Genomic DNA, 13,878 nt, shown 5'->3' on the forward strand with positions numbered 1-13,878 from the left:
AATGAATAGGGAGCTGGAAATTCGTTACAAGCTTCTGACCTTCTTAAAGGTGCCCAAGTAGTATAATACAAGCAAATTTGTTTGAGGTCAAGTGTTTCTGTTAGAACAGATATCAATTTTTAGTTCAGACTTTTTTTATTTAGTGCCTACTCGCTGATATATGCGTATTTATAGGTACAAGTCGCACCAAAATTATGATACTGGATTCCTTTAACACCTGGTCGCACTAATTGTCCTCTTGCTTGTTGGTACAATGGAACTAAGGCAGCATCTTCCTCAACTAAAACTTTTTCAGCAGCAATCAAAGTTTCCCAACGTTTTTCTGGATCATTGGCATACTTGTTAGATGCATCATCGATCAGCTGATCATATTTTTCGCTACGGTAGCTTGTTTTGTTTTTGCTGCTGACAGAACTTTCTAAGAAAGTCATTGGGTCTTGGTAATCTGGTCCCCACATGCTGACAGATAACTCATAATCACCTTTTTTCATCAATTCGATCGAGTTGTTCAGTGGGACTGTTTTAACGTTGACTTTTAATCCTGGTAATGCATCTTCTAATTGCCCTTGAATAAACTCAGCAACTTTTTTGTCTCCATCGCCATCTTTAGACAATAACTCGATCGTCACGTCACCGTTCAATTCTTTCTTCGCTTTATCTAAATATTCGTTTGCTAATTTTTCATCTGTTTTTACTAACTCGCCAGCTTCTTTTCGGAAATCTTCTCCTGTTTCAGGATTAGAAACAAAATCTTTTGGAATGTATCCGTAAATCGCTGTCGATCCGTCAGCTAAAATGTTATCGACTAAGCTTTCTTTATCAAGAGCGTAAGAAATTGCTTTGCGGACATTTTCATTAGCGAAAATCGATGGCTTGTCATTTCTCTTTTGATTCATTCTAAGTGAATAGACTTTTGAGCGCTGAATCGCTTCATAATCAGGATTGTCTTTGTTTTGTTTTGCAAAGTCTCCTGTTAAAACAGCAACATCCAATTCTCCGGATTCATATAAATTAAATACTGTATTTGTTTCTTTCAATACTTCGAAATGAATTTTTTCAGATTTGACCTTATCCGCATCGTAATATTCCGGATTTTGAACTAAATCCCACGACATAGATGATTGATCCCAATTTTCCATCAAGAACGGTCCGTTTGAAACAATGTTTTCACTAGATGTTCCATAGGCCTTGCCCTTTTCAGTAACAAATTTTTCATTTTGCGGGAAGAAGGGTGAAAAAGCCAATAATGAAGTGAAATACGGTACTGGTTTTTCCATTTGAATTTCAAGTGTATAATCATCAAGCGCTTTGACACCTAATTCATCCGCTGATTTTTCTTCATTGACGATTTCAGTCCCATTCAAAATCGTTCCGTCCATCAAGAAAAAGTAGTTGGCCTGATTTTTGGGATCCGCCATTTTTTTCCATGCAAAGACAAAGTCTTTTGCTGTTACTTTATCTCCATTTGACCATTTCGCATCATCTCTTAATTTGATCGTATAGGTTTTTCCATCTTCTGAGATTTCCGGTAATTCTTTAGCAACAGCCGGAATGATTTTATCTTTTTCATCCAACTGATACAACCCTTCAAAAACGTTTGATTGAGCGTTCACGCTTGGTTCATCCTGTGTAAATATCGTATCCATTGAGCCTATTTCTGATGCCTCCATCAAATTTAACACTCTTGTAGATTTTTGCTCGGTCCCATTTCCTTTTCCCGAATCATCTGTTGCTGATTTCCCTGCGTTCCCGCCGCAAGCAGACAGCAACAATAATGTCGTCATTAAAGTCAGACTTTTTTTAACTCCTTTTTTCATACGTTCCACCTTTTCCTTCTTTTTTATTTATTCACAAGTTCTTCCATTTTGATCAATTCTTGCTTTACGTCTAAATAAGCATATGGAAGCCCTTGATTCTCATATTCAAATTCGCCCCGTTGATTATCGATCGGATCTGCTCTTAAAAACTGTTTCGACGGATTAAAATCAGTTTGAATTTCGCTGTTAGCAGGCATTCTAAAAATATCAAGATTACCGAAGTAATAATTCCAGCGTTCTTCATCTCCTGCTCTTTTTGCTCCTCCGCCAAAAGATAGATCAGCAAATATCCAGCCATAAGGTGCGACATAAAATTGTGCCCAATCGTGGCAGCCTGTGTAATATTGCGACACGTACAATCCTGATTGCCATTTTGCTGGTATTTTCGCCATTCGGCAAAGTGTGATGAACAGAATCGCCTGAACCCCACAATCGCCTTTTAAATTGACTGCAGCATACTCAGAAATATTATCGATCGTAAAATATTCCCTCATAAAGGAATAATTGACTTTAGTTGTGATAAAATCATAGATTTTACGCGCTTTTTTGATTGGATTTGTTTCCCCTGCCAAAATTTCTTCAAGCAATTGTTCCAAGTAAGGCGTAAATCGAATATGAGGCAGCTGCTCACTCAATTCAAAATCCGGTTGTTCTATTATTGCCTTATCTGGATCTAATTCCACATAATCAACGTGGTTGATATAGCTATATTCCACGCTGAAAACTTGATCCTCTTCTAACGTTGTTTCGAAGAAAACAGTCCGCTGTGCTTCCTCTTCTGGTGCGATAAACGTTGCTTCAGGCGTCGTATTTAAAATTTCGATCTCTGAAGCTTGTTTACAGCTTTTCGGTAATGGTAAATACACTCGAACTTTTTCTCCAGGACGTTCGTATTCCTTTTTCACCTGAATACTTGCTTTCAAATGAATCTTGACTGTTCGCCCACCATTTTCTTTCATAAGCTGAATATTTTGAGTTAGCTCTTGCTTGCGCAGACGATCCACTTCACTATCTTCTTTTACAAGTAATCTCGCTTCATAATCAGCTTGTGTCTTGATCAAATTCATTAAGAAGCGTCTTTGAAAATGAACATTTCCATCGATAAACAGCCAATCAACTTTACCCGTTTCCTTCAAGTCAGTCAATTCTTGCTCCTGATAATTTGAAAAGGCTTCTTTCATCATTTTATTTGCTTCTTCAAAATCAAATGGGTATTCATTGATCCCTACGATTCGAATGATATCTTGTTCGATCTCTAATCTCTTTCGTAATGCTTGCGGAATTTCTTTTGCTAGTAAATGCTCGATCATTTTTTCAGCACCAGTAAAATCACCATAATTTTTCAATTTGATAATATCTTCCGGCAGCGGTACACTCATATACTTTAAGTCGTAATACATTCAAATTCCTTCTTTCTTATTTGCTCAAACCTAATCCCGCTTGGTTTGTCAATTCAATGACACTGATCGGTTCTAATCCGACACCACCTGGAATCGCTACCTCAGTCAATCCAAATGTTGCATCTAGATCCGCTCTCGTAATATTTTTTGTCCCTGCGGCTAAATGTGCAGCTGCTGTTACGCCAATATTCGTTTCTTCCACCATACAGCCAATCATACATTCCACGCCAGCTGCTTCACAAATACTATTGATCTTGAGTGCTTCGTGGATCCCGCCGCATTTCATCAACTTGATATTCACGTAATCGACAGCATGAGCTCTGATCAAACGTAATGCGTCTTTTGAATCGAAGCAGCTTTCGTCAGACATGATCGGAACAGAAACATTTTGGGTCACATAAGCGAGGCCGTCAATGTCATGGTATGCGACAGGTTGTTCGACCAATTCGATTCCATAATCTGCTATACGTTGGATCATGTTTACCGCTTCTTTAGGTTTCCATCCTTGATTTGCATCCAGTCTTAAGTTGATATCGTTGCCCACAGCCTGACGTATGGCTTCGATGCGGGAAATATCTTGTGAAACCCCTGTACCGACTTTTATCTTTAATGTATCAAACCCTTGTAAGACAGCTTGCTTGGCTTTTTGAGCCATGATGTCCGGTGTATCGATCCCGATCGTTAAGTCTGTTTTGACCGAACGTGAGAAACCGCCTAGTAATTTATATACTGGTAAACTTGATTTCTTACCTAAAAGGTCATAACAAGCTATATCGATCGCAGTTTTAGCCGATGGTGCATGAGCTGCAACAGTATTCATGATATGATGGACTTTTTCAATATCCAGCGGATCGACCCCAATCAACTGCTTTTCAAATAACTGGATACATTCTGTAGTTCCTTTCAATGTCTCTCCCGTTATCAAAATTCCAGGTGATCCCTCACCATAGCCAATAATTCCTTCATCTGTTTCGATCTCAACAATTGCACTCATTGAATGTTCGATCGTTCCAAGAGCGATCGTGATCGGCTCTTTTAGTTTAGCCGCTTTCGCCGCCACATTGATTTTCGTTATCTTCATTTGATATCCCCCAATAGTATTTCCTTCGATTTCCAATCGATCATTAAAGTTTCGTTAAATCAACAAACTTATCTAAAAGAACAAATAAATGTTCTTTTTTGCATTTTAAGTTCAAATACGCCGTTCAAATTGAATTAATTGTTACAATTTTAAGATTACTCTATGAAAATGTCAATACAATAATGAGAATTTTCTGTATGTTCTGTCATCAAAATTCAAGTACTTGTAATTTTGTAGCTAATTCGAGATAATATGAAAGAAAAAAGGATTCTAAACAAAGGACGGCTATAGATGGAATTTAGAGAAATCAAGAATTTAAGGAAAGAAAAAAAGATTACTTTAACCGAATTAGGAGAAAAAACTGGTTACTCAGCTAGTTTTTTATCTCAGATCGAACGTGGCGCCAACCGCCCCTCACTAGAAGCTTTACGAAAAATTGCTGACGCTTTGGATGTAACTGTCGCCTCTCTTTTAGCCAATGAAGCCCCACAAGTCATTCAAGATGACGAAACGACTGAAAAGGGATATAAGGTCATTCGAAATACCTCTAATACAAAATATAATCCGTGGCAAACTAATTCTACTTACTATGATACGTTGTTCAACTTACCGGTACATACCAATAATATGGTTATTTCAAAGATCTACATCGATGCCCAGTCTTCTTCCAGCGGAAAGAAAATTGCTCATAATCTTTGTGAAATAAACTACGTAATCAAAGGTGAAGCCACTGTTGAGCTTAAGGACGAAGTACTCGTTTTGAATGAAGGCGATGCGATTTTTCTTGAAGCTTTCACGCAACATAATATCATGAATACCACTGAAAATGAGTTGATGCTCTTTACGCTTCAATTTTAGCGGATACTACTTTACCGTATAAGCTTTAACAAAATACTCGTTTTTTTCTCTTTATTTTTTTGTTGCTTATTGAAAAAGATTCTCATTTACAAAGTATTTAAAAAAAGGTATTATATGGGAAGAACGAACTGTATTGGCACACGGCTTTTCTTGCTGACGATTTCACATGTAGGAGCTTTGTAGCCAGGAAAAGGAGTAGATACAATGACTGAAACAAATCAAGAATGGTCTGCTGAAGAAATCGAGGATATCAAAGAACAAATTTTAACTGCTTTAGAAACAGTTATCGACCCTGAGCTTGGGATCGACATTGTTAATCTAGGCTTGATTTATGAAGTAGAATTTGCCCAAAATGGAGATACTGTCATCAAAATGACATTGACAACGATGGGTTGTCCTTTAGCAGATGTGTTGACAGAGCAGATCCACGAGGCTTTAAAAGAAATTCCCGAAGTAAAAAATCCAGAGGTAAAATTAGTGTGGTACCCTGCTTGGACGACAGATAAAATGTCGCGTTATGCTCGGATCGCTTTAGGAATTCGATAGAACAGATATGTAAAAAGAGCCGCCTGCATTTCAATTGCAGCCGGCTCTTTTCTATTTGTATTCTCCTTCTTCCATGCCTTGACTGTTTACTTCCCAAGAAGCGCTAGCATTGATGACCAACACATAATTATCCGCATCCTTTGGTATCTGAGCGAAAACTTTTCCAGAATATGCACCAGATGTTTCTACTAAATTAGCAATCAGTTCACCATCACTATCAAGTAACTTTACTTTAAAATTAGAGTTTCCAGAATGTTTCAACTCAAAAACAGCAGGTCCTTTTTTTAAAGTGATATTAGTTATCACATCATCTCCGGTACCTGTTTTTGCTACTTTTGTTCCACTCGTTTTATCATCAGTCGCTACCCCACTGCTTCCATAGCCCACTCCATAATTATCATCGCGAGCACTTTGAGGGCTATTATACTCAATTTTACAGCCCACAAGTAATGAAAGGCTTAGAAAAATTATAAATAAATATTTGCTCATGTCTTCTCTCCTCACATTCGAACAATGACACAGCCTGACAAAACGATCCCAACGCCTACTAAGAAAAGAAACAAACATAAGTACTTATCCATTTTTTTCATCTTTGTCACCTCACTTTTTCATAGTATATTCGCAAATGTTCGAAGCTGCCTTTCTATTTTCTCCCACTATCCTTTCAAACAAAAAAGCGCCCGAAACAAAACGAAAAAACCGTTTTGTTTCAGACACTAACTCTCGAAAAAGAACATATGCTTCTTTATTTTCTTTTGTGTTTCAACACAGTACTTAACATGAATAATCCGGTGACGATCGTCGTTACTGCTTGTAATATTTGTCGATTTTTTCTGCTTTGACTTTCATGCTTATCCCTCCTAATATATTCATCTTACAACCTATAACTACTTGATACGACTAATTTGCTTATTGGCTAATGACAAAGACACCTATAATGATCAATAAAACCGCTATAATCTTTCGAAAAGTCAGTCTTTCCTTAAAAACAAAATAGGAAATGATCACTGTCCAAACATAGGTCAGTGAAGTCATCGGAAATGCGATCGAGTAATCCAAAAATTTCAGCAATAAAATATTCGTCCCCGCACTCAAAAGATACAAAAATGAGCCTAAGTAGATCCAAGCATTCGTTAAAACGGACTTAAAACGCAACTCAGTTAAATCATTCATTCCTTTTTTCAACGCTAAGGCGCCAGCGCTTCCAGATAATGTCGACACAATCAAAATAATCAAAATAGCAAAATAATCGATCATGCCGCTCCCTCATTTCCTTCTATCCCTAAAAGAATCGATCCCGCTACGATAAATCCAGTTCCTAACAATTTATACCATGTAATCGATTCATTCAAAAATACTGCTCCTAAAACGATCGAAAGTGCAAATCCTAAACTCATCATTGGTTGTAAAATCGATACTTCACCAAAGCGAAAGCCAGCCATCATAAAAAACATTCCTGCACCAGCAGCTATAAATCCAATTACGTACAAAATCACTGCATAGCTTCCGCTTCCATCTGCACCGAATTTCCATGCCAACTGCCCCAAACTACTTAATGTTGCCGCAATAATAATTAGAAGTATTCCCAAACTAAGTTTTTGCTGTTTTTTCTTAGCATCCATTTTTACCCCTCCTTATTGACAATAGCGATGTATAAATTCAAAGACCGTTTCAAAATAATGCTCTGGTTCATAGATAAACGACGAAAGATGAGGCGCCTGTTCAATCATCAAACTTTCTTTGACACCATTTGTCGCCTCCATATTTTTATAAAGCATTTGATGCGGAACGAATTTATCGCCTGTTCCATGAATCAGTAAAAGCGGTCGTTCATTTTTAGCTAATTGATCGACGGCGGACGCTTCTTTCAAGGAATAACCAACTTTTTTTCGTGCCAAAGAATCAGCAATCGTCAAAATCGGAAAATTCGGCAATCTAAATGCAGAACGCAGCATTGCACCAAATTCATGATAAACTGAAGAATAACCACAATCGGCAACTAGAACTTTAACATTTTTCGGTAGGTCTTCGCCACTTGTCATCATAACAGTTGAAGCCCCCATAGAACCTCCAAATAAAATAATTTCAGCGTTCGGCTCGATTTTCAATACTTCCTGGATCCAACTCAACAAATCTAAGCGGTCCAACCATCCCATACCAATCACATTTCCTGAGCTTTGTCCATGCGCTCTTAGGTCTGGAACCAAACAATTATATCCTTGTTCTGCAAACATAGACGCTACGTAGGACATATCCCGTTTTCCATAAGAACGATATCCATGGACACAAATCACCCATTTTTTAGTTTTAGGATATGGCTGAAACAAGCGACTATATAAACGTTCATTTCCTACCTCCAACCAATAATCTGCAGCAAACGGCTGCTCCCAAAATTCTGCCCCTTTTTGAAGCTGTTTTTCTTCTGTTAAATCATACTGGGAACGCCCTTTATTGAAATTATCCGGGTTCATCATTTTGTGTCCTGTTGTATGGTACCATTCATTTTCTCTGAACAAAGCGACGTTTATAAAAAAATTTGCCGCATAAAATGCAAGCCCCATAATCAGTCCGATCAAGATAATTACGATCCAAATAATTCCTGTCATTGACATCACCTCTCGCTTAAATTTTTAACTTCTACACTAAGTATACTCTTTTATCAATAAAAAAAGTACCAATGTCCTGAGCCTTTTCTTACTGAAAAAGAACGAGAGCGGAACAAAACTAAAAATCAGTTTTGTTCCGCTCTCTAAATTAGAATAAAGGGCAATAAAAAGTAACTTCCACGGAAATAAGCACTTTTATCTCAGCCTTATTCTTTCTCTATCTGTCACAATCTAATGAAACTAGATCCGCATACGTTTCACGGCGGATCGCTAATTTTGCTTCGCCATTTTCCACAAAAACAACTGCTGGTTTCAAATTACGATTGTAATTATTCGCCATCGAATAGCCATAAGCTCCCGTACTCGTTATAGCAAATAAGTCTCTTGGCTCCATCGGCGGCAATTCAATATCTTTGATCAGGATATCCCCTGATTCACAGTATTTTCCTACAATCGTTTTTACTGCTTTTGGCTCTTGGCTGATTCGATTGGCTAAAAAACCATCATATTTTGCACCATATAACGCTGGACGAATGTTATCACCCATCCCGCCATCTACAGAGACATAATGTCTCACATCAGGAATTATTTTTTCAGAGCCAACAGTATAAATCGTTGTACCCGCTTCTGCAATAATACTGCGGCCTGGCTCAAGCCAGATTTCTGGAAATGCATAGTCAAGCAATTCGCATTGACCTTTTACAGCATTTACAATTGCCTTAACAAAAGCTTCTGGTTCTAAAGGATCATCCGATTCTGTGTATTGTACGCCAAAACCTCCGCCCATATTTAAAACGTCTACTGTATAATCAAAAGCTTGCTTCCACTCATTCAAGATCGCCAACATTTTTTCAACTGCCGCCAAAAAGCCTTCTGCAGAAAAAATTTGTGAGCCGATATGGCAATGAACACCTTTTAATATTAAATGATCATCTGCTAAAATCTGCGCCAAAGCTTGTGTCGCCTGACCACTTGCTACGTCAAAGCCAAATTTTGAATCGACCTGACCTGTTAAAATATAATCGTGTGTCTCCGCGTTGATTCCTGGTGTGATTCGGAATAAAACATTCTGTGTCGTCTTTTTTTCTTTTAAAATGGCACTTAATAGTTCGATCTCATAAAAATTATCGATGATGATCGTCCCAACGCCTTGCTCAACAGCATAAAGAAGCTCTTCCTGTGTTTTATTATTTCCATGAAATTCGATATTTCCAGGTGACATCCCTGCTTGGATCGCTGTATAGATTTCTCCCGCTGAAACAACGTCACAGCCTAGTTCTTCTTCTTCTAATAATTTGTACATTGCTAAACAACAAAAAGCTTTACTAGCATAAATGACTTTATTTTTTACTCCTAAAGAGTTAAGGGTTTGTTTAAATCCTCTAGCACGTTCACGAATATGTGCAACATCGTAAACAAACAAAGGCGTCCCGTATTTTTTTGCTAAAGCAACCGTATCACAACCTCCGATTGTTAAATGCTCTTCTGTATTGAATCTCGCTGTTCCAAATAATAATGGCATTTTTTCACCTTCTCCAACTAATTTATTAAAAATAATAGCATAAAATTAAGAAACTTCCTATCTATTTTTCATCATTTTCACAAACCCTGTCCTACGTAGCTAATACTTTCTGATATACTTGCTCCGCTAAAGCTCCGATTCCTTCCTCACCTATCTGGTTTGCAAAGAGAATCACTACTTGTTGATTTTCTTGATCGCCATAAATCACTGTATTATATCCTCCTAGACTCCCTATCGAATATTTTAATGAATCAAAATAGATCATCCCAGATTGATAACCGCCTGTTTTTACCTCTGCAAGCTCATCATATTTAGATGACTTGAATAGTTTTCCATTGGTCAATCCTTGAATAAATTGCCAAAAATCTGTTGTTGACATATACATATTACCTGCACCAAGTAAACTAGAAAATAATTTTTCGCTTGATGGAAAAACATCCGGCTGATAGTCTTTTCCAGCATAAATGTATGGTTTAGGTACAGTGATTTTCATAGGTAAAGTATCCCAAAAATACGTTTGTTTCAGTCCTAATTTGTCGACTACTCGTTCTTGAACCACCTCTTCATACGACTGCTTCAAAATCATCGAAATGATTCCTGCTAAAATAGTATAATTTCCGTTTGAGTATAGATATTCTTGGCCTTGATCGACTTCCAGCTCTTTTAATGCATAATCGATTTGAGTATTTTGATCACTGAGTAAATGATCAGGCTCTTCTTCGGGCAGCATAAGCCCGGAGGTATGGTTCAGTAAATCCTTGATCGTAATTTGCTTCGCCGTTTCTATTGTTGGATAAAATTGATCCAAGGTCGTATCTAATGAAAGCTGCTTGTCATTGACTAATTGCAAAATTAGAGCACCCGTAATGATTTTCTGCAAAGAGGCAATCGGAAATGTTGTGGTGACCTTATTTTCTTGTTTGGTTTCAACATCAGCATACCCGTAGCCTTTTTCATAAAACACTTGTCCTCGATCGATCACCAATGCCGCTCCCTTAAAATGAGCATCCACGATCAGCTGATCGATTTCCTTTTGTCGTGCTATCTTTGTTGACTGATTTGTTTTGCCGGCTTTTTCTGTATTGGCGAAAGGTTCACTAAAAAAAAGACTCCCTTTAAAATACCAATAACCTAAAATGACCAGCACTACACATAATAGGCAAGCATAAACTATTTTTTTTGATCGCTTACTCAACTAACTCACTTCTTTCCAAACACTTCTCTCAAATTATACCACTTTCCAAAAAAATTAAAGAGTATGTAGAACAAAACGACACAGTCATTTTGTTCTACATACTCAAATTTCAGATAAACAACGAAAAAAGACAAAACTTTTCAGCTATTCCCTTTTATGCTTAAAGAATTTCTTGTGCAATCGTCAAGATCGCAGCAGGTATCCTATATGGCGAACAAGAGATATAATCGACACCCAGTTTTTGCAAGAAACGAATCGACTGAGGATCACCACCAACTTCCCCGCAAACACCTATTTTAATATCGGAATCAAAACTTCTGATTTTATCTACCGCAATGGTCATCAAAGCGCCAACTCCTTCTTCATCGATGTGTTGGAATGGATCAGATTTCAGCAATTTTCTTTCTTCGTATACACCAATGAATTTTACTGAGTCATCACGAGAAAACCCATACGTCAATTGTGTGAGATCATTCGTACCAAAGCTGAAAAAATCAGAAGCTTCAGCGATTTTATCTGCTGTCAAACAAGCTCTAGGGATTTCGAGCATTGTTCCGATCTTGTATGGAATTTGTTGCTGTTCGGTTTCAAAGATTTGCTCGATCGTTTGGACTAAACGTTCCCTTAGCCAAACTAGTTCTTCTTTGCTTCCAATCAACGGGATCATGATTTCCGGCACGATCGCTACTCCTGATTCCTGTGAGACTGCCATTGCGCTTTCAATAATAGCAGCAACCTGCATTTCATAGATTTGAGGTGTTGTGACCGCTAAACGACAACCACGATGACCTAGCATCGGATTTTGTTCATGCAATTCAGCAATACGATGCTTGATTTGAGCCACAGTCCGTTGTGTTTCATTCGCTAGATGCTTTATCTCTTCTTCGATTTGCGGTAAAAACTCATGTAATGGCGGATCGAGCAAGCGGATCGTACATGGCTTATCCTGTAGAAGTTCAAACATCGTGCGAAAATCTTCTTTTTGAAATTCTTTTAATTTATTTAATGGAGCCATTAATGACTCCTCATCTTGAGCTAAAATCATTTTTCGCATTTCAAAAATCCGTTGTTCGCCAAAAAACATATGCTCTGTTCTGGCTAAGCCTATTCCTTGTGCACCTAATTTTAGCGCTGTTTTAATATCTGATGGTGTTTCTGCATTTGCTTTCACACCGATTTTAGCTATTTCTTTGCCCCAATTTGTGATCGTTTCCAATAATTGCCATTCGTCCCCTTCAACATAAGGGATACTCCCACGATAAATGGTTCCTGTTGTGCCATCTACCGAGATCGTATCTCCTTGTCTCAAGGTAACAGTTCCAGCTGTTGCTTGTTCCAAAAACTCATCAACTTGCACTTCTTCACATCCTGCGACACAACAAACACCCATTCCTCTGGCAACAACCGCCGCATGAGAAGTCATTCCTCCTCTTGAAGTGACGATCGCTTCACTAACGACCATTCCTTCAATATCTTCGGGCGACGTTTCCTGACGAACTAAAATAACTTTTTCTCCTGCATCGCTCGCTTTTTTCGCTTGCTCCGCCGTAAAATAAATTTTACCGCTTGCAGCTCCAGGACTAGCTGGCAATCCTTTTGCAAATACTTCTGCCCGCTTTAACTGTTCCGGTTCAAAAACCGGATGAAGCAACTGCGTGATCATCGATGGACTGATTCGTTGAATTGCTTCTTCTTTTGAAATGATCCCTTCTTCAACCAGCTGAATACAAACTTTGAAGGCCGATTTTGCTGTACGTTTTCCATTTCTTGTTTGCAGTAAGTATAGCTGACGATTTTCAATCGTAAATTCAATATCCTGCATATCTTTATAATGACGTTCTAAAAGTTCACTTAAGCGGAGAAATTCTTGATAGACTTCCGGCATGAGCGTTTCTAACTCACTGATCGGCTGTGGTGTTCTGATACCAGCTACCACGTCTTCTCCCTGCGCATTCAGTAGGAACTCTCCGAATATCCCTTTTTCTCCTGTTGCAGGATTACGTGTAAATGCAACTCCTGTACCGCTTTGTGAACCAAAATTCCCAAAGACCATCTCTTGAATATTGACGGCCGTTCCTAATGAATCAGAAATGCCATGTAGTCTGCGATAAGTGATGGCTCGACGATTATTCCAAGAACGAAAAACTGCTTCAACAGCTAATTTTAGCTGCTCATAAGGATCCTGAGGAAATGGTTTATGCGTCACTTCTAGAAAGATATCCTTAAAAACACGAACTAATTCCTGCCAGTCTTCTGCCGTCAGTTCAGTATCAGATCGATAATTCTTTTTTGATTTATAAAAATCTAGTTGATCTTCAAAACGATTTTTATCAATACCGCAAACAACATCTCCAAACATTTGCAGCAGCCTTCTATAACAATCATAAGCAAAACGTGCATCACCAGTTTTTTCGATCAACCCAAATACGGTCTCATCATTTAGCCCCAGATTTAAAATAGTATCCATCATTCCCGGCATTGAAAATTTAGACCCGCTTCTAACAGAAACAAGCAGCGGGTTTTTCACTGAACCAAATAGCTTATTTTTCCGAGTCTCCATTCGTTGTATATGTTGTCTTATCTCTACATCCAAGTTTTCTGAAACATAATCTTTTTTCTGTAGATAGTCTAAACAGGCCTCTGTAGTAATCGTAAATCCTGTTGGTACCGGCAGCCTCAATTTAGTCATTTCTGCTAGGTTGGCCCCTTTTCCTCCCAGTAAATCAGTTTGTTCCTTACTGCCATCAGAAAAATCAAGTACATAGTTCACAAGCAAACTCTCCTTTAATTTAAATAGTATGTCACATTCAAGATAAATCGATTATATTGTGTATCACATTAGATGTCAATAGA

General features: G+C 38.0%; 12 protein-coding genes. 2 read left to right on the forward strand and 10 right to left on the reverse strand.

Annotation, left to right across the window (positions count from 1 at the left end; translation table 11 throughout):
- Positions 1–146: 146 nt before the first annotated feature.
- From A5889_RS02735 to A5889_RS02745, 3 genes are read right to left on the reverse strand one after another with little or no spacing between them, the layout of a single operon-like run.
- On the reverse strand, positions 147–1,817 hold the full coding sequence (locus A5889_RS02735; protein ID WP_087640329.1) for a peptide ABC transporter substrate-binding protein: 1,671 nt from the start codon (positions 1,815–1,817) through the stop codon (positions 147–149).
- Between the two features lie 23 nt (positions 1,818–1,840).
- A complete protein-coding gene (locus A5889_RS02740; protein WP_087640330.1) occupies positions 1,841–3,217 on the reverse strand; it encodes a transglutaminase-like domain-containing protein in 1,377 nt (458 codons plus the stop codon).
- A 16-nt stretch (positions 3,218–3,233) separates the two neighbouring features.
- Positions 3,234–4,298, reverse strand: a complete 1,065-nt coding sequence (locus tag A5889_RS02745) for a dipeptide epimerase (RefSeq protein ID WP_087640331.1) — start codon at positions 4,296–4,298, stop codon at positions 3,234–3,236.
- Positions 4,299–4,589: 291 nt separating this feature from the next.
- On the opposite strand from A5889_RS02745, the gene A5889_RS02750 reads away from it, so the two are divergent.
- Positions 4,590–5,156: an XRE family transcriptional regulator gene (locus A5889_RS02750; protein ID WP_087640332.1), complete on the forward strand. Its 567-nt coding sequence runs from the start codon at positions 4,590–4,592 to the stop codon at positions 5,154–5,156.
- Positions 5,157–5,360: 204 nt separating this feature from the next.
- Positions 5,361–5,702 (forward strand): metal-sulfur cluster assembly factor, encoded by a 342-nt coding sequence (locus tag A5889_RS02755; RefSeq protein WP_069644547.1) that lies wholly within the window; start codon positions 5,361–5,363, stop codon positions 5,700–5,702.
- A gap of 51 nt (positions 5,703–5,753) precedes the next feature.
- On the opposite strand, the gene A5889_RS02760 is transcribed toward A5889_RS02755, so the two are convergent.
- The 7 genes from A5889_RS02760 to ppdK form a co-directional block, all read right to left on the reverse strand.
- Entirely contained in the window at positions 5,754–6,191 is a 438-nt protein-coding gene (locus A5889_RS02760; protein ID WP_087640333.1) for a hypothetical protein, read from the reverse strand.
- Between the two features lie 420 nt (positions 6,192–6,611).
- Positions 6,612–6,959, reverse strand: a complete 348-nt coding sequence (locus A5889_RS02765; protein WP_087640334.1) for an EamA family transporter — start codon at positions 6,957–6,959, stop codon at positions 6,612–6,614.
- Positions 6,956–7,324 carry an EamA family transporter gene (locus A5889_RS02770; protein ID WP_087640335.1) on the reverse strand — a complete coding sequence of 123 codons (369 nt, stop codon included), beginning with the start codon at positions 7,322–7,324 and terminating at the stop codon, positions 6,956–6,958. Before A5889_RS02770 ends, A5889_RS02765 begins: the two co-directional genes overlap by 4 nt.
- 12 nt (positions 7,325–7,336) lie before the next feature.
- Entirely contained in the window at positions 7,337–8,308 is a 972-nt protein-coding gene (locus A5889_RS02775) for an alpha/beta hydrolase (protein WP_087640336.1), read from the reverse strand.
- A 217-nt stretch (positions 8,309–8,525) separates the two neighbouring features.
- Positions 8,526–9,830, reverse strand: a complete 1,305-nt coding sequence (gene lysA, locus A5889_RS02780; protein WP_087640337.1) for a diaminopimelate decarboxylase — start codon at positions 9,828–9,830, stop codon at positions 8,526–8,528.
- 91 nt (positions 9,831–9,921) lie between these two features.
- Positions 9,922–11,025: a serine hydrolase domain-containing protein gene (locus tag A5889_RS02785; protein ID WP_087640338.1), complete on the reverse strand. Its 1,104-nt coding sequence runs from the start codon at positions 11,023–11,025 to the stop codon at positions 9,922–9,924.
- Positions 11,026–11,185: 160 nt separating this feature from the next.
- Positions 11,186–13,795, reverse strand: coding sequence for a pyruvate, phosphate dikinase (ppdK, locus tag A5889_RS02790; RefSeq protein ID WP_087640339.1), 2,610 nt, complete (start codon positions 13,793–13,795; stop codon positions 11,186–11,188).
- Positions 13,796–13,878 lie beyond the last annotated feature (83 nt).

The organism is Enterococcus sp. 9D6_DIV0238 (assembly GCF_002174455.2).
GTDB lineage: Bacteria > Bacillota > Bacilli > Lactobacillales > Enterococcaceae > Enterococcus_L > Enterococcus_L dunnyi.

Bases quoted from the DNA above. Each gene is read 5' to 3' on its own strand.
- A5889_RS02760 (WP_087640333.1), bottom strand. From the start codon at position 6,191: ATGAGCAAATATTTATTTATAATTTTTCTAAGCCTTTCATTACTTGTG.
- A5889_RS02770 (WP_087640335.1), bottom strand. From the start codon at position 7,324: ATGGATGCTAAGAAAAAACAGCAAAAACTTAGTTTGGGAATACTTCTA.
- A5889_RS02745 (WP_087640331.1), bottom strand. From the start codon at position 4,298: ATGAAGATAACGAAAATCAATGTGGCGGCGAAAGCGGCTAAACTAAAA.
- A5889_RS02775 (WP_087640336.1), bottom strand. From the start codon at position 8,308: ATGACAGGAATTATTTGGATCGTAATTATCTTGATCGGACTGATTATG.
- A5889_RS02750 (WP_087640332.1), top strand. From the start codon at position 4,590: ATGGAATTTAGAGAAATCAAGAATTTAAGGAAAGAAAAAAAGATTACT.
- A5889_RS02765 (WP_087640334.1), bottom strand. From the start codon at position 6,959: ATGATCGATTATTTTGCTATTTTGATTATTTTGATTGTGTCGACATTA.
- lysA (WP_087640337.1), bottom strand. From the start codon at position 9,830: ATGCCATTATTATTTGGAACAGCGAGATTCAATACAGAAGAGCATTTA.
- A5889_RS02755 (WP_069644547.1), top strand. From the start codon at position 5,361: ATGACTGAAACAAATCAAGAATGGTCTGCTGAAGAAATCGAGGATATC.
- A5889_RS02740 (WP_087640330.1), bottom strand. From the start codon at position 3,217: ATGTATTACGACTTAAAGTATATGAGTGTACCGCTGCCGGAAGATATT.
- A5889_RS02735 (WP_087640329.1), bottom strand. From the start codon at position 1,817: ATGAAAAAAGGAGTTAAAAAAAGTCTGACTTTAATGACGACATTATTG.